At 60.7% G+C, this 18,634-nt stretch carries 17 protein-coding genes; 9 read left to right on the top strand and 8 right to left on the bottom strand.

The window, feature by feature from the left end:
• Window positions 1-76: 76 nt before the first annotated feature.
• Entirely contained in the window at window positions 77-1,576 is a 1,500-nt protein-coding gene (locus Q4Q11_RS17610; protein WP_498570310.1) for a lipopolysaccharide biosynthesis protein, read from the bottom strand.
• A gap of 304 nt (window positions 1,577-1,880) precedes the next feature.
• Between Q4Q11_RS17610 and Q4Q11_RS17615 the strand changes: the two genes are divergently transcribed.
• The gene (locus tag Q4Q11_RS17615; protein ID WP_112504697.1) at window positions 1,881-2,735 is read left to right on the top strand and encodes a glycosyltransferase family A protein; all 855 of its coding nucleotides are present in this window, start codon (window positions 1,881-1,883) and stop codon (window positions 2,733-2,735) included.
• Here the strand turns inward: Q4Q11_RS17615 and Q4Q11_RS17620 are convergent.
• Together Q4Q11_RS17620 and Q4Q11_RS17625 are read right to left on the bottom strand one after the other, a co-directional pair.
• Complete coding sequence (locus Q4Q11_RS17620) at window positions 2,702-3,904, bottom strand: glycosyltransferase family 4 protein (RefSeq protein WP_113214916.1); 1,203 nt, start codon at window positions 3,902-3,904, stop codon at window positions 2,702-2,704. The genes Q4Q11_RS17615 and Q4Q11_RS17620 overlap by 34 nt on opposite strands.
• Window positions 3,905-4,124: 220 nt before the next feature.
• Window positions 4,125-4,361: an Lrp/AsnC ligand binding domain-containing protein gene (locus Q4Q11_RS17625; RefSeq protein WP_015341532.1), complete on the bottom strand. Its 237-nt coding sequence runs from the start codon at window positions 4,359-4,361 to the stop codon at window positions 4,125-4,127.
• A 208-nt stretch (window positions 4,362-4,569) separates the two neighbouring features.
• On the opposite strand from Q4Q11_RS17625, the gene Q4Q11_RS17630 reads away from it, so the two are divergent.
• Window positions 4,570-5,853 carry an NAD(P)/FAD-dependent oxidoreductase gene (locus Q4Q11_RS17630; RefSeq protein WP_498570311.1) on the top strand — a complete coding sequence of 428 codons (1,284 nt, stop codon included), beginning with the start codon at window positions 4,570-4,572 and terminating at the stop codon, window positions 5,851-5,853.
• A gap of 150 nt (window positions 5,854-6,003) precedes the next feature.
• Window positions 6,004-7,539 carry an L-piperidine-6-carboxylate dehydrogenase gene (gene amaB / locus Q4Q11_RS17635; RefSeq protein WP_498570312.1) on the top strand — a complete coding sequence of 512 codons (1,536 nt, stop codon included), beginning with the start codon at window positions 6,004-6,006 and terminating at the stop codon, window positions 7,537-7,539.
• A 68-nt stretch (window positions 7,540-7,607) separates the two neighbouring features.
• On the opposite strand, the gene Q4Q11_RS17640 is transcribed toward amaB, so the two are convergent.
• The 4 genes from Q4Q11_RS17640 to Q4Q11_RS17655 form a co-directional block, all read right to left on the bottom strand.
• The gene (locus Q4Q11_RS17640; protein WP_498570313.1) at window positions 7,608-8,933 is read right to left on the bottom strand and encodes a glucoamylase family protein; all 1,326 of its coding nucleotides are present in this window, start codon (window positions 8,931-8,933) and stop codon (window positions 7,608-7,610) included.
• Between the two features lie 253 nt (window positions 8,934-9,186).
• Complete coding sequence (locus tag Q4Q11_RS17645) at window positions 9,187-9,750, bottom strand: TetR/AcrR family transcriptional regulator (RefSeq protein WP_498570314.1); 564 nt, start codon at window positions 9,748-9,750, stop codon at window positions 9,187-9,189.
• 1 nt (window position 9,751) lies between these two features.
• Entirely contained in the window at window positions 9,752-10,216 is a 465-nt protein-coding gene (locus Q4Q11_RS17650) for a nuclear transport factor 2 family protein (RefSeq protein ID WP_498570315.1), read from the bottom strand.
• Window positions 10,217-10,302: 86 nt separating this feature from the next.
• Window positions 10,303-11,166: a DMT family transporter gene (locus Q4Q11_RS17655; protein ID WP_498570316.1), complete on the bottom strand. Its 864-nt coding sequence runs from the start codon at window positions 11,164-11,166 to the stop codon at window positions 10,303-10,305.
• 108 nt (window positions 11,167-11,274) lie between these two features.
• Here Q4Q11_RS17655 and Q4Q11_RS17660 point away from each other — a divergent pair, with 108 nt between their 5' ends.
• The gene (locus Q4Q11_RS17660) at window positions 11,275-12,732 is read left to right on the top strand and encodes an aminotransferase-like domain-containing protein (protein WP_498570317.1); all 1,458 of its coding nucleotides are present in this window, start codon (window positions 11,275-11,277) and stop codon (window positions 12,730-12,732) included.
• A gap of 80 nt (window positions 12,733-12,812) precedes the next feature.
• Here Q4Q11_RS17660 and Q4Q11_RS17665 read toward each other — a convergent pair whose 3' ends face one another.
• The gene (locus Q4Q11_RS17665; RefSeq protein WP_112504681.1) at window positions 12,813-13,241 is read right to left on the bottom strand and encodes a VOC family protein; all 429 of its coding nucleotides are present in this window, start codon (window positions 13,239-13,241) and stop codon (window positions 12,813-12,815) included.
• Between the two features lie 105 nt (window positions 13,242-13,346).
• On the opposite strand from Q4Q11_RS17665, the gene Q4Q11_RS17670 reads away from it, so the two are divergent.
• From Q4Q11_RS17670 to Q4Q11_RS17690, 5 genes are all read left to right on the top strand, one after another.
• Window positions 13,347-14,204 carry a LysR family transcriptional regulator gene (locus tag Q4Q11_RS17670; RefSeq protein ID WP_498570318.1) on the top strand — a complete coding sequence of 286 codons (858 nt, stop codon included), beginning with the start codon at window positions 13,347-13,349 and terminating at the stop codon, window positions 14,202-14,204.
• Window positions 14,205-14,369: 165 nt separating this feature from the next.
• Window positions 14,370-15,026, top strand: coding sequence for a response regulator transcription factor (locus Q4Q11_RS17675; RefSeq protein WP_112505330.1), 657 nt, complete (start codon window positions 14,370-14,372; stop codon window positions 15,024-15,026).
• Window positions 15,023-16,402, top strand: a complete 1,380-nt coding sequence (locus Q4Q11_RS17680; protein ID WP_113214906.1) for a sensor histidine kinase — start codon at window positions 15,023-15,025, stop codon at window positions 16,400-16,402. Before Q4Q11_RS17675 ends, Q4Q11_RS17680 begins: the two co-directional genes overlap by 4 nt.
• Before the next feature lie 103 nt (window positions 16,403-16,505).
• Complete coding sequence (locus tag Q4Q11_RS17685) at window positions 16,506-17,189, top strand: MtnX-like HAD-IB family phosphatase (RefSeq protein ID WP_112504675.1); 684 nt, start codon at window positions 16,506-16,508, stop codon at window positions 17,187-17,189.
• A 20-nt stretch (window positions 17,190-17,209) separates the two neighbouring features.
• A complete protein-coding gene (locus Q4Q11_RS17690) occupies window positions 17,210-18,631 on the top strand; it encodes an aminotransferase class III-fold pyridoxal phosphate-dependent enzyme (RefSeq protein ID WP_113214905.1) in 1,422 nt (473 codons plus the stop codon).
• Window positions 18,632-18,634 lie beyond the last annotated feature (3 nt).

Raw genomic sequence — 18,634 nt, forward strand, 5'->3', positions numbered from 1 at the left:
TGACTGTCCCTCGATCATCACCTGCATTTCAGTGATCCGTTCTATCGGTGGAGGGGGCCCCTTTCATGCCACCTCCTCACATTCGGCGCGGCGCCAGCAGGGCCAGAGCCTGAGCGGCAATCGGATTGATACGGGCAGGCAGTCGGGTCGCGATCTTTTGCAAGACTTCTATATCCTCCGTTGGGACCGCTTTCAGCAGCCTGAGCGCGACGCCATAGGTCAAGGCGCCGGCAATGATGGCGCTCACGAGACCCGCGATGCCGGTCAGTGCCTGAACGAAACCATAGGCTGCAGCGGCGCATAGAACGGCAGCAACCGTAACTTTTGCAAGGTTGATCAGCATGCCTCGCGTCGAGCCCTCGAATTCCATGCGGCGCACCATAAACAGACACATGGCGGTAAAGGTCAGCAGGCGGACCAACGCCGCGCCTTCGCCTCCATAGAAGGGCACGGCGGCCACGCAGCCGATGACCATGATAAAGCTGGCGATGACGCCGATGACGGTGCGTTCGCGCACGCGGTCGAGCGAATAGAGATATTGCGTGCATATCTGCATGAAGACGTAAGGTGCCGCAGTCAGCGAGAGCAATGCCACCATGCTGCCGCTCGGAGCGAAGGCCGGGCCGAAGATCGTCACGACAAGCTCGGGCGAGATGGCCGCAAGGCCGAAGCTCATCGGCAAAGTGATGTAGGCTATGCTGCGCGCGACGCCGGCAAAGACGTCGACGGGCAGCTTGTCCGATGCCCGCGCGTGCATCTGCTCGGAATAATAGGGCAAAAGGCTGCCGCTCAATTGCACCGGCAGCTGCAGCGCCAGATTGGCGAGCGACAGGCCGACGGCATAAAAGCCGACGGCTTCGATCCCCCAATAGCGCTGCAGGAACAAAAGCTCGATGCGATTGAGGAAGATCGAGCTGTTGATGAGTTCGATCGAGAGAATGAGCGACGAGCCGATGAGGGCGGAAAGGCCGACGCCGCAGCTGTTCTTGCGTGCGATCGCAATCCTGAGGGTTGCGATGAACATCGGCAGCTGGCCGATTGCGTAGCCGGCAAGCGCGCCGCCGACGCCGAAGAAGATCGCGCCCGCGAGGACCGTAACGAGCTGAAGCACGGAACTTGTCACCGTGATGCGCAGGAATGCGCCGACCTGCTGCTCGCCGATCAGATAGTTCTTGCTATAGGCGCCGAGCGACTGGAGAACGAAGAATATGCCCGTTATGACAACGACTTCAGACGCATCGCCCGCCCAATGCAAACGCTCAGCATCCCAGTAATAGGCGGCATAGCCGGCGAGCAGGATCACGGTTGCGAGAATCGTCGGCTGCAGGAGATAGGCGGCAAAGCCGCGCCGCTCTTCCGCCGAATAGCCATTCCCCTTCAGCTGCGGCAGGATACGCAGCAAGGTCACGCCGGCGCCGAGCTCAGCGATCAGCGCGCCGGTCGTCGTCAGCCACAGGGAGAAGGCGATGATGCCGTTGGCCTCAGGGCCGAGCAGGCGCGCCGCGATGATCGAACACGCAAAGCCGGTCGCAAGCAGGGTCAATCCCGCCGCTGCATTCAGAACCGAATTTGCCATTATGCTCTTCGTCATGAAGACTGACCGTTCCTCAAATTGCCGGAACCTGGAGCGTTTCCGCTTTTCTTCGAATCGCGAAAACGCTCTATGTTCTTGTTTATTCGCGCATTCCGGACGGAAAACCGCTGCGCACTTTTCCTGGAAATGCTCTATACACATACCCGGCTTTTCGTGGGGATAGCGTCAGTTCTATTTCATATGCCTTAATATTTAGGGTTTAATGCTGCGCTAAGTTCGTTTTTTACTTCGGCTAATATTATTTCTCTCTGATATTGGTCGTCCAAGGCTTGCGCGGAGGGTCTCATTGTTCAGCCTCATCGTTTGCACGGTCGATCGGTTCGATCAGCTGGAGCGGCTATTTCGCTCGCTGACGGGGCAAAGCCATCGGGATTTCGAAGTGATCGTCGTCGATCAGAACGTCGACGACCGGCTGCGCGCGCTTATCGACGGCTTTTCCTCCTCCTTCCTCATTCGCCACATCCGCTCGCCCAAGGGGCTCTCTCGGGCGCGCAACAGCGGCATGGCGGTCGCGACAGGCGACTACATCTGTTTTCCCGATGACGACTGCTGGTATGAGGCCGATACGCTTTCGACGGCTGCGGCACTTTTTTCGGCCCATCCGGAGCTTGCGATCGTCACCGGCCGTACGCTCGATGCCGAGGGTCTCGCCTCCGTCAGCCCGACGGGAGAGACGCGGCTTGCGCTGACGCGCTGGAACTATCTGAAATGCGGCAACTCCAATGGCATCTTCGTGCGCCATGCAGCGCTTTCCGATATCGGCGGCTTCGACGAGGATCTAGGTGTCGGCTCGAATTCACCCTTCCAGAGCGGCGAAGAGGCGGACTTTCTGCTGCGCGCCCTTTCTGTCGGCAGACAAGCGGCCTTCTTTCCCGAGCTCATCGTTCACCATGATCAGGTCACCAGCGAATACGGGCCGCGGCAAGTGGAGCGGGCTCGCAAATATGGCCGCGGCTTCGGCGCGCTGATGCGTAAGCAAGCCTTTCCCTTGTATTATGTCTGCTATCGCCTGTTTCGCCCGGTCGCCGGTTGGCTGGCGGCGCTGGCGCGTTTCAACCTCGACGCCGCCCGTTACAAGCGTGCCTGGCTGATGGGCATTCTGGAAGGCTACGCCGCCTGGCCGCGCTGGCGCAGGAGCTGAGGCGACTTGCCTTTCGGTGTCAGCGTTTCGGCATAGACATCCATGTAGCGCTGGGCGACTTCGTCCCAGGCGTAGCTGCGGGCATCGCGCAACAGCTCCTGCCGCAGGCTGAGGTCGTCGGCCTCAAGGCGTTCGAATGCTGCGGTGAGCGTATCGGCTGCCGCTTCCGGATCGGAGAAATCCGAGAGCATGAGGGCCGGATGGGTTTCGGCCATGGCCTTGTAGGCCTCGTTGGCGTTCAGCACCGGCAACAGGCCGGCGCTCATCGCTTCGATCGCCACAAGGCCAAAACCTTCATATTCGGAGGCCGAAGCGAAGAGCGAGGCGCGGGCGATGATGTTGCGGATCGAGCAATCGTCGATCGAGACATGCAGCGCGACATTGCGTTCCAGGTCGCGGGCTGCGATTTCCGTTTCCAATGTCGCGCGATTGAGGTCGGATTCCGCACCAATGATATCGAGATGCCATTCGGCATGGCGGGCCGCCAGCTCCTTCATGACGTCGAGCAGATGGTCTAGCCGTTTGTTGATCGAGAAACGGCCGATGGTGACGATGCGGCGGCGCGCTTCCAATGCGGCGCAATTGGAAAACTTGCCGACATCGGCACCATTTTCGATGAGGCGCACGCGGCTGTCGGCGATTTGCGCAAAAAGCCGGGCATCGGACTGGCTGCAGCAAATGAGAGAGGCATAACCGAGCGCGGAAAGCCGCGTTGCCGTATTGAACCAGACCTTCTTGATGGCCGCATATTTCTGCGTGTGGAAGAAGCCGCCATGTGTGGTGGCGACCATGGGACGCCCATGCAGGAGCTTGCCCCATGCCAGCGCGTCGAAGAAGAAATCGACCGCATGGACATGAATGAGGTCGGCATCGGCCAGATGGCGGAAGACCTTGGGCGCCAGCGGATAACGGCTGGAGCCGGACCAGGGAATGCGCACGATCTCGATGCCGTCGATGGTTTCGCGTTCCGCCAGTTCGCGGGCAGGATCGGAAAACAGGCTGTTGCAGGTGACGACGCGCACGCGATAGCCGCGGGAAATCAACTGGCGGCAGAGGTTGGCAACGACGTCTTCCAAGCCGCCCTTGTTCGGCAGGAACTGGCGCACGACATGCACGATCAGCGGCCCGGCCTGCTTGTTTGTCTGAATATCCGCAACAGCCGATGTCATCGATCCACCCTCGACCCCTGTGCCGCTCCGCGCGTCGGCAATCCGGCGCTGCAGCGCCGCACTTTGATCAGTCGGCAAAGCAGATCATCGGGTTGGTTAAAAAGGGTTTAATGGCAGGTGGAAAGCAGAGCGGTTTCCGGCAAGAGGGTTAATGCGGGGCGTTAGGCGTTTTCTGAAAACAGCCCGAGCCACAATAGTACCGAACCGAAGTTCCCGCCTCTCAAAACGCTCGAAAGGTCAGCGTCGTTAGCGAGCGGACGATGCCGGGGATATTGGCGATGTGGTCATTGATGAACTTGCCGATATCCTGCTCTTCGGCAATGTAGACCTTCATCAGCAGGTCATAGTCGCCGCTGGTGGAATACAGTTCCGAAACCAGCTCCGTCTGGTAGATCGCATCAGCGACCTCGTAGGTCTTGCCGGGGGCGCATTGGAGCTGAACGAAAATGGGCTTCATGAGAATGTCCTGCTTCTGTCTGCCGACGCAATGGCGACCGGCTTTTTCTCTATCATGGTCGAAAGCGCCTTTGCCATGCAAGTTTTTCTCCAGAGCTGATGATTTTTCGGCATCATGCCATGTCCATCGGATGTCGCTGTTGTCGCTTCCGCAATTTCGAGCATGGCGCTAGATTGACGCGATTACCTCTCTCGATTGGACCGATTTCATGCTGAATGACCCGCGCTCCCATGGTCTCTGGGAAAAGACCGCTCCCCCACCGCCGGCAACGAAGCCGCTTTACGGGGATGTCCATGCCGATGTCGTAGTGGTCGGCGGCGGCTATACCGGTCTTTCGACGGCACTGCATCTGGCGGAAGCCGGCACGAATGTCGTGCTGCTGGAGGCCAACGAAATCGGCTTCGGCGGTGCCGGCCGCAATGTCGGCCTTATCAATGCCGGCATGTGGGTGATGCCCGACGATCTGCCGGGTGAACTTGGTACCGTTCACGGCGAGCGCCTGCTCGAGCTGCTCGGCAATGGGCCGAAGCTGGTCATGGAGCTGATCGACAAGCACGGCATCGCCTGCGAGCTCGAGCGCAACGGCACGCTGCATTGCGCCGTCGGGGCGGAGGGATTGAAGGAAATCGAGGAACGCGCCCGGCAATGGAGCAAGCGCGGAGCGCCAGTGACGGTGCTGGATGCGCGGGAGACGGAGCGCCGGGTCGGCAGCTCGTCTTACGCGGGCGCACTGCTCGACATGCGCGCCGGTACGCTGCAGCCGCTTGCCTATGCACGCGGCCTTGCGCATGCCGTGGTGAAAGCCGCCGTCACCATTCATACCGGGAGCCCCGTGACGGCTACGGAAAGAAGCGGTGTGAAATGGGTGGTTTCGACCGAGGGCGGCAAGGTCAGCGCCGATTGGATCGTGGTGGCCACGGATGCCTACAGCACCGGCCCCTGGGAAAAGGTTCGGAACGAACAGGTGCACCTGCCTTATTTTAATTTCGCGACCGTGCCGCTCGGCGATAACCTCAGCAAATCCGTGCTGCCGGGGCGTGAGGGCGCTTGGGACACCAAGGAAGTGCTCTCGTCCTTCCGCATGGATCAGGCCGGCCGGCTCGTCTTCGGCAGCGTTGGGGCGCTACGCAATACCGGTCTTGCCATTCACAAGAGCTGGGCGCGGCGGTCGATCAGAAAACTCTTTCCGCAGCTTGGCGATATTCCGTTCGAATGCGAGTGGTATGGCAAGATCGGCATGACCGACAATGCCCTGCCGCGCTTCCACAAGCTCGCCCAGAATGTCGTCGGCTTCTCCGGCTATAACGGCCGCGGCATCGCGCCTGGCACCGTGTTCGGCAAGGTGCTGGCCGGCCATATCCTCGGGCAGATTTCCGAGGCAGATCTGCCGCTGCCGGTGACCGACATCGTCGAGCCGAGCTTCAGAGCGGCGAAGGAAATGTGGTACGAGGCAGGCGCCCAGGCCGCGCATTTCGTCGGCGCCAGAGTCTAGAGCGTGATGCCGAAAAGTGTAGGCGGTTTTCGGACGATATCACGCTCTACTTCCTTGATTCTAGAGCCGGATGATTTTAGGTCGACTCGACCTAAAATCATCCGGCTCTAGGGCAAATCTGAGAACCAACATTACGGGAAGAGGAAACAAATGACCGCGACATCAGATCTTGCCGCCGAGACCAAGGCGATACTGACGGAACTTGGCGTATCGGCCGATCGCTACATCGGCGGAACGCTTGCCGTCACCTCTCCGGTGACCGGGGCCGAAATCGGCCGGCTGAAGGAGCATTCGGCTGATGGGGCGAGGGCCGCGATCGCGGCGGCGCACGAGGCGTTTCTGTCCTGGCGCAATGTGCCGGCGCCGAAGCGCGGAGAGCTGATCCGGTTGCTTGGCGAGGAGCTGCGCGCCGGCAAGGCCGCCCTTGGCCGTCTCGTGTCCGTCGAGGTCGGCAAGATCACTTCCGAAGGCCTTGGCGAAGTGCAGGAGATGATCGATATCTGCGACTTCGCCGTGGGGCTGTCGCGCCAGCTTTACGGCCTGACCATCGCCACCGAGCGCTCGGAGCACCGGATGATGGAAAGCTGGCATCCGCTGGGTGCGATCGGCATCATCTCCGCCTTCAATTTCCCCGTTGCGGTCTGGTCGTGGAATGCGGCGCTTGCCATCGTCTGCGGCAATTCCACAATCTGGAAGCCGTCGGAAAAGACGCCGCTGACGGCGCTTGCCGTGCAGGCTCTGTTTGAAAAGGCACTGAAGCGCTATGTCGCCGAAGGCGGTGAGGCGCCGGCCAATCTTTCGACGCTTTTGATCGGCGGCCGCGATCTCGGCGTGCTTTTGGTCGATCATCCGCAGGTGCCGCTGGTCTCGGCGACCGGCTCGACGGCCATGGGCCGGGCGGTCGGCCCGCGTCTTGCTGGCCGTTTCGCCCGCGCGATCCTCGAGCTTGGCGGCAACAATGCCGCCATCGTCTGCCCGACGGCCGATCTCGACCTCACTTTGCGCGGCGTCGCCTTTTCCGCGATGGGCACGGCCGGCCAGCGCTGCACGACGCTGCGCCGTCTCTTCGTCCATGACAGCGTCTATGAGCAGCTCGTGCCGCGCCTGCGGAAAGCCTATGGTTCGGTGACAATAGGCAATCCGCTTGAACCCGGAACCCTCGTCGGCCCGCTGATCGACAAGCAGGCTTTCGACCGCATGCAGGCAGCGCTTGCGGCTGCGAAGTCGGCCGGCGGCACAGTGACGGGCGGCGAGCGCGTCGAAAACGGCTCAGCCCATGCCTTCTATGTTCGCCCGGCTCTCGTCGAAATGCCGGAGCAGACCGGTCCGGTCGAGCAGGAAACCTTCGCGCCGATTCTCTACGTGATGAAATACAGCGATTTCGACAAAGCGCTGGCGCTGCACAACGCCGTGCCGCAGGGCCTGTCGTCTTCGATCTTCACCAACGACATGCGGGAAGCCGAAATCTTCGTTTCCGCGCGCGGGTCGGATTGTGGCATCGCTAACGTCAATCTCGGTCCTTCCGGCGCCGAGATCGGCGGCGCATTCGGCGGTGAGAAGGAAACGGGTGGTGGCCGCGAATCCGGCTCGGATGCCTGGAAGGCCTACATGCGCCGGGCGACCAATACCATCAATTACGGCCGTACCCTGCCATTGGCCCAGGGCGTCAAGTTCGACGTGGCATAGAGCGGCTCGGCGTTTACGGGATCACTGAGCCGTTCTATCCCGTTGATTTGACGCATTTCCAGAGAAAGTCAGGCGATGGCGGGCGTTGCCTGCTTCTCGTCGAGCCAGCCGCCGGTGAAGCCGGCGCGCTGCAGGCCGGTGCGAAGGATCGGCGATTGTCGCATCAGGTTCCAGATCATGCCGGTGCGGGCATTTTCGATCATCATGACCAGCAGGCCCTGATCAAGGGCGACCGAGCGATCGTCCACCCAGCCCTCGGGGCCTGGACCGTTGACGCTCGGATTGAAGCCGCCGGGGAAGCGGCCGTCGAGCAGCAGGTTGCGATAGGTCGAAAGCAGTGCCCGCGTGCCGTCGAGTGCTGCCTGACGGTCGAAAGGCAGGCAGGAGAGCGGACCCCAGGGTGCGATCGTGCCGTCGTCCGGTCCGAGCGGTGCGCCGCGTGCCGCATAGCCGAAAACCTTCGGCGCATAGCGTAGGCTGTGTTTCGTGCCTGTGGGGTTCGGGCCGTCACAAGCCGAGAGGCCCCAGATGTTCTTGTCATAGCCGGCGAAATGGCTGGGATTGCGCTCCGCATAGTCACGCTGGACGGCAATTGCCGTCTGCGTGTTGCGGAAGTAATCGGTATCCTTCTCGGCGACATGCTTGTCGCGAATGCCGCGAAAATCGATCCAGGCGTGCGAGAAGAGGTGGATGAACAGCGGCCCGGCATAGAGAAAGGGCGCGTCCTTGAACATCATCCACGTATAGGTCGAGGCAAAGGCGTCGTAGCTCGACGGTGGGATGGGATGCGTAGGCGAGCCGAGCGCCAGCACGTAAAGAAAGATCGCCTCGTCGTAGCCCTGGTAGCGCCAGCGCAGGAAACCGCTTGCCGGTTTCCAGCCCATGCTGATGGTCTGGCCCTTGTTCAGCGCCCAATGCCAATCGCAACGTTCGTAGAGGAGCTTCGCCTGCTTGCGGAGATCGCGTTCGACCTGGCTGTTCCCATTGAAATAGGCGGCTGCGGTCAGCACGCCGATGAGCAGCAGACCGGTGTCGATGGTCGAAAGCTCGCTATTCCAGGCGCGCTTGCCGGTCTCCATATAAAGGAAGTGGTAGTAGAAACCGCGATGGCCGGTGGCGCCGCGCTCGGTGCCCTGCTGGCTGTCAGCGAAGAAATCGAGGGCCGTGAGCACTCGCTTTGCCGCATCGGCGCGGCTGATCCATCCGCGCTCGACGGCGACCGGATAGCTTGACAGCGCAAAGCCCACGGCAGCGATGCTGCAATGGCTCGTCTTGATGGAAGTGTCCGCCACCAGCCCGTTTTCCGGGTTGGTGTAAAGCATGAAATAGTCGAAAGCCGAACGCTGCAATCGGTCGATCAGCGCGTCGTCGGTTTCGTTTACCTGCTGCAGCATCGTCTATCCGTCTCCTCGGCGCTCCCGGTCCCTGCTGAGCACAGCAGCCCCGATAGTTGCAAATCAAACATGATTAACAATGCCGTAATTTTGTGGAGGATTATTTAAGATCAAGTTTTATCCGCCATCGATCTTCAATTCTCATGATCGGCGATGTGGTTTGCTGCAGCTTTGGGACTTTCAGGGCAGGCCAATCATCCTTCTTTAATGTGCCAAATCGGCGGCGAAAGGTGATTCGCGCCGGCTTGGGGTGCTATTCGAGCGCAGATTCCAGTCCTCGTTTCAGCCTTGTCAGGGTTCTGCCGAAAATCGTGTCGTCACCAATGGCTCTGGCGAGCGTCAATGCGCCCTGGATGCCGACGACCGCTTCTTCGGCAAGTGCTTTTGCTTCCGAGGTAGGCAGCCCGGCCTTGACCAAGGCGCCGGCAAGCGCCCCGATCCAGCGATGAAAATAACCTCGGATGGTGCCGGAAAAGCGGTCGCGCGTTTCGTCCAGGGCGAAAGCGCCGATCAGGCAGATACGACGCCCGGAGCGGAAATAGCTGTCTGTCGTTTCCCACATGCGGGCAATGGCGGCGCGAGGTTCGTCCTCCTCGAGCGGCCTGAACATTTCGGTCACGAACCATGCGTCGATATTGGCCATGATCTCCGCCGCCATCTCTTCCTTGCCGCCGGGAAAGAAGTGATAGAGGCTGCCTTTGGATAGTTTCGTGCGGGCGGTGATCTCGCTCATCGATGCGCCTTCGTAGCCGAGCTCGCGAAAGACTTCGGCGACGAGGCCAACGGCATCGGACTTTTCGAAGACGCTGCGAACCATCTCAAAGGCCGAGTTCGGAGAGGCCGGGATGATCGTCCGGACGGCGGCCGAGCGGCCAATGGAATTTCCGGCCCTCTTCCTTGATTGGCATGTCGTTGATGGAGGCGAAACGGCGCTGCATCAGGCCATCGGCATCGAACTCCCAGTTCTCGTTGCCGTAGGAGCGGAACCAGTGGCCGCTGTCGTCGCGCCATTCATAGGCAAAGCGCACGGCGATACGATTGCCGTCAAAGGCCCAGAGTTCCTTGATTAGCCGGTAATTCAGCTCTTTTGCCCATTTGCGCGTCAGGAATTCGACGATTTCCTTGCGGCCGCGCGGGAATTCGGCGCGGTTCCGCCATTGGCTGTCCTCCGTATAGACCTTGGAAACACGCTCCGGATCGCGGCTGTTCCATCCGTCTTCCGCCAAGCGGACCTTGGCGACGGCGGTTTCGCGGGTGAAAGGCGGGACAAGAGGGTGTGTCATGACGTGTTCCTTCTAAACTGATTGGTATTTAATAGACCGATCGGTTTAGAAGATCAAGCAATATCGTTTTGGTTCGACGTGACGGCTCAGCGTGCGAATTTCCTGGCGCCGGCAACGCAGCCGACGACGGCAATGGTTACGATCAGCATGGACCAGCTGACGCTTTCCTTGAGCAGAGCGGCGGCAAGTGCAAAGCCGAAGAACGGCTGCAGGAATTGGAGCTGTCCAACGGCTGCTATGCCGCCCTGCGCGAGGCCGCGATACCAGAAGATGAAGCCGATCAGCATGCTGAAAAGCGAGACATAGGCAAGGCCGAGCCAAGCTGGGCGGCCGATGCCGTCGATCGTATGCGGCATGGTGGCGACGCAGAGCGCAATGGTGACGGGCAGGGACAGGACCAGCGCCCAGCAGATGACTTGCCAGCCGCCGAGCCGGCGAGAGAGCACCGCGCCTTCGGCATAGCCGAGGCCGCAGACGAGTACGGCTGCGAGCATCAGGAGATCGCCGGCCGGGGAGGCAGATACGCCCTGTGCCAAGGCATAGCCGCTGACGAGCGCGCTGCCGAGGGCGGAGAATATCCAAAAGGCCGGTCGCGGCCGCTCGCCGCCGCGCAGCACGCCGAAGACGGCCGTTGCCAGCGGCAGCAGGCCGATGAAGACGATGGAGTGGGCCGAGGTGACATGCTTGAGCGCCAATGCGGTCAACAGCGGAAAGCCGACGACACAGCCGAGCGCGACGATTGCGAGCGAGGCGATGTCGCTGCGGGTCGGACGCTTTTCGCGAAAGGCGAGCAAAAGGCAGAGACCCAACAGGCCGGCGATCACGGCGCGGGCGACCGTCAGGAACAATGGGTCGAAATCCATGACGGCCACCCGCGTTGCCGGCAGCGAGCCGCTGAAGATCACCACTCCCGTCAGTCTGCAGATCCATCCTGTCGTCGTCTTGTCCATTGCGCATGCTCCTTCTCGTCTTCGCGGGTATCGGCGAGTCTGTCTGGTCAAGCCAGAGACGGTGCAGTACAATTCATAAGAACTGTTATGGTATGAGGTGCAGTACGGATGGCTGATCTTTCAGCGGCAAATGCAGGCGGCGGAGGCACGCGCATCGAAGGGGTCATGGCGGCGATTTCCGATCGCATCGCCACCCGCAGCCTGATGCCAGGCGCGAGACTTCCCTCCGTGCGCAGCTTTGCAAAGACGATGCAGGTCTCGGTTTCGACCGTGGTAGAGGCCTATGAGCGGCTTGCCGCCGAGGGCACGATCCGCTCGCGGCCGGGGGCCGGATTTTATGTCTGCGGCCCGCTGCCGCCGCTTTCGCTGTCCGAGGCCGGCACAAGGTCGGACCGCAACGTCGATCCGCTGTGGATTTCACGACAATCGCTCGAGGTGGGAGACGATGTCCTGAAGCCCGGCTGCGGCTGGCTTCCGCCATCCTGGCTGCCGCAATCGGCGCTGCGCAGGGCGATGCGGACGCTGGCAAGAGGCGATACGGGAGCGCTCGCCAATTACGGAACGCCGCTCGGCCTGCCGCCGTTGCGGCAGCTTCTCGCCAGGCGCCTCGGCGAGCACGGCATCACGGTGCCTCCGGACCAGATCATGTTGACAGAGTCCGGCACGCAGGCGATCGACCTTCTCTGCCGTTTCCTGCTCGAGCCCGGTGATACGGTGCTGGTGGACGACCCCTGCTATTTCAATTTCCATGCGCTCTTGCGGGCGCATCGTGCCCATGTCGTCTCCGTGCCCTTCACGCCCACGGGACCGGACGTCGAGCTGTTCGGCCAGGCTCTCGAACGGCATCAGCCGCGGCTTTACATCACCAATTCGGCCATACACAATCCGACGGGGGCTGCGCTCTCGCCCGTCACGGCGCATCGGCTGCTGAAGCTTGCGGATGCCGCCGGGCTCATCATCATCGAGGATGATATCTTCGCCGATTTCGAGCAGGTTCCGGCGCCGCGCCTTGCCGCCTACGACGGGCTTGACCGGGTCATCCATATCGGCAGCTTTTCGAAGACGCTCTCGGCCTCGGTGCGCTGCGGCTTTATTGCAGCGAGGCAGGACTGGATCGACGGACTTGTCGATCTCAAGGTCGCCAGCAGCTTCAGCTGCGGGCAATTGTCGGCCGAACTCGTCTATCTCTCGCTAAAGGATGGCAGCTATCGCAAGCATGTCGAAACCCTGCGGGCAAGGCTGGCCAAGGCGATGGCGGAGGTGTCGGCCCGTCTTGAGGCGATCGGCATCGTGCCTTGGCTGAAGCCCCAGGCCGGAATGTTTCTCTGGTGCAGGCTGCCGGAAGGGCTCGACGCCGCCGATATGGCCCGCGCCTGCCTCGCGGAAGGGATCGTCCTTGCACCAGGCAATGTTTTCAGCCTGTCGGAAACGGCCGGTCGCTTCATGCGGTTCAACGTTGCGCAATCGGCCGATCCCCGGATCTTCGGCGTGCTGGAAGCGTCCATGCGAAGGCTGAGGGCGGCGGCGCAGAAGGATGCCGTTGGGCCCGGCCTTACGGCATCCTGAAGGTTCAGCGGCGACGCGAGCATTTCCGGCGCCCCGGCGTCCGCGGGTGGCGGTCGTTCTTGCCGCCGGCTCGACTTTCTCTATTTGGCGAAGAGGCTGTTGATGTCGGCGAAGGCCTTCATCTCGATGGCATTGCCGCTCGGGTCCTTGAAGAACATGGTCGCCTGTTCTCCCGGTTCTCCCCGGAAGCGAATATAGGGCTTGATGACAAATTCCATATTGGCTTTCGTCAGCTTCTCGGCGGCCGCCTCCCATTCTTCCATCGACAGCACGACGCCGAAATGGCGCACCGGAACGCCGTGGCCATCGACGGCATTCGCAGCCACCTCGTTCGTTTCGCTCGGGGCTAGATGGGCTACGATCTGATGACCGTAGAAGTTGAAATCGATCCAGTCCGGCGAACTGCGGCCTTCCGGGCAACCAAGAAGGCCACCGTAGAAAGTTCTCGCCGCAGCGAGATCGTTGACGGGAAATGCAAGGTGGAAGGGGTGAAGCGGTGCTGCGCTCATGATCGTCTCCAGAGATGCAAATTCGATGCAGCAACAAATAAGCTACATTTTTTCCTATGAAAAACTGTATATTCTGAGGTTGAGATATGGGAAAATTTATGAATCATGATAGCTGAACTTCGAACACTCGTCGCCGTTGCCCGTTTCGGAACGTTTGCCGCTGCGGGAGATCGGATCGGCCTGACGCAGGCTGCGGTCAGCGGACAGATGAAGCGGCTCGAAGAAAGGCTTGGTATCAAATTGTTCGAGCGAACGGGCCGCTCCGCGACGCTGAATGCCGCGGGACTGAGAACGCTCGAACGTGCCAAGAGCATCATTGCGATGTTCGAGCACATCGCCGATCCGGTCGATGAGGCTTCGGGCGGCGAGCTGCGTATCGGCGCCATTGCCTCGGTTCAATCGGCGATGCTTGCGCGCGCGCTCGTGCCCTTCCGGCAGCGGTTCGCAAATTATCACCTGCACATCGTTCCGGGCGTCTCGCTGCACCTGCTCGACCAGATCGATGCCGGCGAACTCGATCTTGCCGTGCTGATCGAGCCTCCCTTCGGCCTGCCTAAGAATCTGATCTGGCGCCCTCTGGTGCGCGAGCCTTACGCACTTGCTGTTCCCGAGCAACTGGAGGGTGACGATTGGCGGGCCTTGCTGCGCGAGCAGCCCTTCATCCGCTACGATCGCAGCTCGTTCGGAGGCCGCCAGGTCGATCGCTTCCTGCGGTCGCATTCGATCGTTCCGCGTGAATCAATGGAGGTCGACGATATAGCGGGGATGGCGGCACTGGTCGGACGCGGGCTTGGGGTGGCGCTTCTCCCGATCGTCGAGGGCAGCCCGCCGCCGGTTGCGCCGGTCCGCCTGGTGGCCCTTGCCGAGCCGGCCTTCTACCGAGAGATCGGGATATTGCAGCCGCAGGAGAGCACTCCGGCTGCAACCTGTCTTGCGGAATGTCTGTTGGAGGCGCAGCAATGAGGCCCTGTTTCGGATAAAGCCATGCCTCCCGATCGGCAGTGAGGGATGGGCACGCGTCTGCTAAGCTCTTGCCAGGCGGAAATGATCCCGTCATAGCTTTGCCACATGGCCGCGCCAATTGCGGCTCACATCGACTATGAAATATTCGGCTAAGTGAGGTCGATCGTGCGCGTTCTGCTTGTTGAAGACGACAATATCCTCGGGTCATCGCTCAAGAAGGCCCTGGAAAAGCACGCCTACGGCGTCGACTGGATGCGCGACGGCGCGTCTGGGCTGGAGGCTGCGGAACATTCGCATTTCGCGGCGATCGTTCTCGACATCAACCTGCCGCAGCTCAGCGGCATGGAGGTCTTGCGGCGCATCCGGCAGCGGGGCAATTCGGTGCCGGTATTGCTGCTGACGGCGCTCGATTCCATCCGTCAGAAGGTCGAGGGGCTGGACGAGGGGGCTGACGACTATCTGGTCAAGCCGTTCGACCTCGACGAATTGCTGGCGCGGCTGCGTGCCCTCATCCGCCGTCGCGACGGCCGAACGGAAAGCGTCATCCGCTGCGGCGACGTGGAGGTCGATCCGTCGGCCATGGTCGCGCGCAAGGGAAGCGTGCAGGTGCACACCACGGCGAAAGAATTCCATCTGCTGAAGCTTCTCATGGAGCGCAGCGGCCGCTATGTGACCAAGAACGATATCGAATACGCCCTTTACGACGCCGAAAATACCGTGGAAAGCAACACGATCGAAGTGACGATCTACAATCTGCGCAAGAAGCTCGGGACCGATTTCATCAAGTCCATCCGTGGCGTCGGCTATATGATCGAGCGATGAACAACTCCACGCTTACCCGCAAACTGTTTCTCCGTATCGCGCCGGTCGTCGTGGTGACGATCGTCGTGATCGCGGCTTTCGCCTTCAACAGCGCGACGCGGGAAATCAACAATATCTACGACGCCCAGCTCATCGACGATGCCAACGTGATCTGGAGCCTGCTGCGCCACCCCCTGGAAAAAAAGGCGCCGGACCGCGGGGCGAAGCAGATCGACGATATCGACTTCAACATGGACAATCAGCTGGCCTTCAATGAAGACGCGGATGATTATGCCGATGCGCACATGTTTCGCGCCTGGGTCGATGGCAATATCCGCTTCTACAGCAGCACGGCCTTCCTGTCCGACGTGCCGCAGCAGAAGGTGGGGTTCACCACGCTGACCTACGGCGGAGACGAGTGGCGCATCTATTCGCTGCCGATTCCGAAGTCGACCATCGTCATAGAACTCGGCGAAAAGATCGCACTGCGCGAAACGCTGGTTTCCAATATTCTCCTCAATCTGTTCTTTCCGCTGCTGGTGCTGGTGCCGGTCATCGGCTTTCTGATCTGGCTCGGCATCAACAGCGGTCTGCGTACGATTCATGGGCTGGTGCGGCAGATCCGCACGCGATCGCCCGACGATCTCTCCGCCATCCCCGTCGAGGACCTGCCGCGCGATCTTCTGCCGCTCGGCCGGTCGATCAACCAGCTGTTGGAAAAACTCGGCCAGTCGCTGACGCTCGAACGGCGCTTCTCCGATCTTGCCGCGCATCAGCTGCGTACGCCGCAGGCAAGCATGAAACTTCTGCTGCGAATGCTCGAAAACAGCGACAACGATCAGGAGCGGCAGGCGATTATTTCCGATCTCGTCGCCAGCAACAACCGCACCATCCATCTGATCGAGCAATTGCTGCGGCTCGCCAGAGTGAGCCATCATCCGCTCAGCCCGAAATCGGTCACGCTGTATCACTGGGTGGCGTCGGTGATCGCCGAGTTCGGCAATATCATCACCAGCCGCGAGCTGGACGTGGTGCTGGACGGCGATGAGACGATCGAGGTCAAGACCGATGAGTCGCTGCTGCGCATGATGGTCACCAATCTGCTCGACAACGCGATCAAGTATACGCCGGTCGGGGGAGAGATCAGAATTTCGATCTCATCGGAGGATGAATATGGCCGCATTTCGATCAGCGACAGCGGCCCGGGCATCCCTCCTCACGAAAGGGAAGCGGTGTTTCAGCGGTTCTATCGCCTCAATACGCTGCACAAGGAAGGGGCCGGCCTCGGTCTCGCGATAGTTGCTGATACCGCGGACCGGCTTTCGGCAACGGTGGAGCTTTCCTCGTCGCGTTCGGGGAATGGCCTTCAGGTCGATCTGAGATTGCCGTTGAGCTAAAAATCAGCGTCCCGGCGTTTTTCATTTTCACATCATTTTCCGCTCATGCCTGGCTCATCCGAGGTTGTTAGACGCAACTTAGAATAAGGCGAAAGGGTATCACATGCAGGTGTTTTGCGATTTTGATGGAACTATCTCCATCGAAGACGCGACGGATATGGTTTTATCTCGTTTCGCCGGTTCAGAGTGGGAAGACATCGAACAGCTGTGGAAGCAGGGGCAGATCGGCTCCGGCGAATGCATGCGCCGCCAGATCTCCCTCATTCAGGCAAGCAGGGCCGAACTCGATCGGTTTCTCGATACGGTATCGATCGATCCGGGCTTCGAAGGCTTCCTGTCCTATTGCCGCAGCGGCGAATTGCCTGTCACCGTCGTCAGCGACGGCGTGGACTATTTCATCCGCCGCATTCTGGCGCGTCATGGCATCGACAGCCTGCCGATCATCGCCAATGTGCTCACCTGCAGCGTTTCCCAGGGCCGCGAGTCCTATTCGCTGTTCCCGCCATTCACGGCAACCGGCTGCGTGTCCGGTGCCGGCGTCTGCAAGTGCCGCGTTGTCGATAGCAATGACCTGCAGGTCTACATCGGCGACGGGCGAAGCGATTTCTGCGTTTCCGACAAGGTCGACCTCGTTTTCGCCAAGGCCAAGCTTGTCGATTACTGCGAGGAAAACGGCATTCCCTATGTCGGTTTCGAAGACTTTTCCGATCTGCTTCCAAAGATGGAAGCCGTTCTCCCGAGCGTCGAGCGACGCTCCCGTACGCTGCCGCAATTCAAGACAGCGTGATATAGACCAAGAGGCATTGAATGAAAACGAATGTAGCTGAAGCCTTCAGCGGCCAGACCGAAACGTCCGTCCGCTCCGAAGAAGAATTGCGCGCTCTTGAGGAGGCCTATTGCTCCCATGGCGATACGGTCCACTATACGGACAAGCCGAAGTTCTTCGAGGGATGCGAAGGCTCCTTCGTCTACGATCGCACCGGCACGCCGTTCCTCGATCTGCAGATGTGGTACTCCGCCGTCAATTTCGGCTATCGCAACGAGCGCCTGAACGCGGCTGCCCATCGCCAGCTCGATCAGCTGCCGCAGGTCGCATCGCAGTATTTGCACCGCGAGAAGGTCGAGCTTGCAGCCATGATCGCGCAGGATGCCGAGCGCAAGTTCGGTCGCAAGGGCCGCGTTCACTTCAACGTCGGCGGTTCGCAGGCCGTCGAGGATTCGCTGAAGCTCGTGCGCAACTATACCGGCGGCAAGAGCCTGATGTTCGCATTCGAAGGCGGTTATCACGGGCGCACGCTCGGCGCTTCGGCGATCACCTCGAGCTATCGCTATCGCCGCCGCTACGGCCACTTCGGCGATCGCGCGCAGTTCGTCGAATTCCCTTATTACTTCCGCGGCCCGAAGGGCATGTCGAAGGAAGAATACGGACATTATTGCGTCCAGAAATTCGCCCGCTTGTTCGAGAGCGAATATAACGGCGTCTGGGACCCGAAGGCCGGCAAGTCCGAATATGCCGCCTTCTACATCGAGCCGATCCAGGGCACCGGCGGCTATGTCATCCCGCCGATGAACTTCTTCGTCGAACTGAAGAAGGTGCTAGACGATCACGGCATCCTGCTCGTCGTCGATGAAATCCAGATGGGCGTCTACCGTACCGGCAAGCTCTGGTCGATCGAGCATTTCGGCGTTTCGCCGGATGCGCTGATCTTTGGCAAGGCGATCACCAACGGCCTCAACCCGCTTTCCGGCGTCTGGGCTCGCGAAGAGATGATCAACCCGACGATCTTCCCGCCCGGCTCCACGCATTCGACCTTCGCCAGCAACCCGATGGGAACCGCCGTCGCGCTCGAAACGATGAAGATGCTGGAAGAGCATGATTTCGGCGCCGCAATCATGGAAAAGGGCGCGCATTTCCTCGACGGGCTCAAGCAGCTGCAGAAGCGCCACGCCATCGTCGGCGAAGTCGACGGTCTCGGCCTCGCCCTGCGCATGGAAATCTGCAAGGACGACAGCTACACGCCGGACAAGGCGACGATGGACTGGATGTGCGACGAAGGCATGAAGGGCGACCTTCAGGTCGGCTCGAAGACCTACGGCCTCGTGCTCGACGTCGGCGGCTACCATAAGAACGTCATCACTTTCGCGCCCAACCTGCTCATCACCCGCGAAGAGATCGATCTCGCGCTTGAGCTGCTCGACCAGCTTCTGACGCGCGCTGCCCGGAGATAAGAC

It is taken from the genome of Rhizobium sp. UFLA01-1127 (assembly GCF_059803845.1).

What these genes read in the sequence shown, in the direction of transcription:
- Q4Q11_RS17610 (WP_498570310.1), bottom strand. Translation starts at nt 1,576, where the DNA reads ATGGCAAATTCGGTTCTGAATGCAGCGGCGGGATTGACCCTGCTTGCG.
- Q4Q11_RS17620 (WP_113214916.1), bottom strand. Translation starts at nt 3,904, where the DNA reads ATGACATCGGCTGTTGCGGATATTCAGACAAACAAGCAGGCCGGGCCG.
- Q4Q11_RS17625 (WP_015341532.1), bottom strand. Translation starts at nt 4,361, where the DNA reads ATGAAGCCCATTTTCGTTCAGCTCCAATGCGCCCCCGGCAAGACCTAC.
- Q4Q11_RS17630 (WP_498570311.1), top strand. Translation starts at nt 4,570, where the DNA reads ATGCTGAATGACCCGCGCTCCCATGGTCTCTGGGAAAAGACCGCTCCC.
- amaB (WP_498570312.1), top strand. Translation starts at nt 6,004, where the DNA reads ATGACCGCGACATCAGATCTTGCCGCCGAGACCAAGGCGATACTGACG.
- Q4Q11_RS17640 (WP_498570313.1), bottom strand. Translation starts at nt 8,933, where the DNA reads ATGCTGCAGCAGGTAAACGAAACCGACGACGCGCTGATCGACCGATTG.
- Q4Q11_RS17645 (WP_498570314.1), bottom strand. Translation starts at nt 9,750, where the DNA reads ATGGTTCGCAGCGTCTTCGAAAAGTCCGATGCCGTTGGCCTCGTCGCC.
- Q4Q11_RS17650 (WP_498570315.1), bottom strand. Translation starts at nt 10,216, where the DNA reads ATGACACACCCTCTTGTCCCGCCTTTCACCCGCGAAACCGCCGTCGCC.
- Q4Q11_RS17655 (WP_498570316.1), bottom strand. Translation starts at nt 11,166, where the DNA reads ATGGACAAGACGACGACAGGATGGATCTGCAGACTGACGGGAGTGGTG.
- Q4Q11_RS17660 (WP_498570317.1), top strand. Translation starts at nt 11,275, where the DNA reads ATGGCTGATCTTTCAGCGGCAAATGCAGGCGGCGGAGGCACGCGCATC.
- Q4Q11_RS17665 (WP_112504681.1), bottom strand. Translation starts at nt 13,241, where the DNA reads ATGAGCGCAGCACCGCTTCACCCCTTCCACCTTGCATTTCCCGTCAAC.
- Q4Q11_RS17670 (WP_498570318.1), top strand. Translation starts at nt 13,347, where the DNA reads ATGATAGCTGAACTTCGAACACTCGTCGCCGTTGCCCGTTTCGGAACG.
- Q4Q11_RS17680 (WP_113214906.1), top strand. Translation starts at nt 15,023, where the DNA reads ATGAACAACTCCACGCTTACCCGCAAACTGTTTCTCCGTATCGCGCCG.
- Q4Q11_RS17685 (WP_112504675.1), top strand. Translation starts at nt 16,506, where the DNA reads ATGCAGGTGTTTTGCGATTTTGATGGAACTATCTCCATCGAAGACGCG.
- Q4Q11_RS17690 (WP_113214905.1), top strand. Translation starts at nt 17,210, where the DNA reads ATGAAAACGAATGTAGCTGAAGCCTTCAGCGGCCAGACCGAAACGTCC.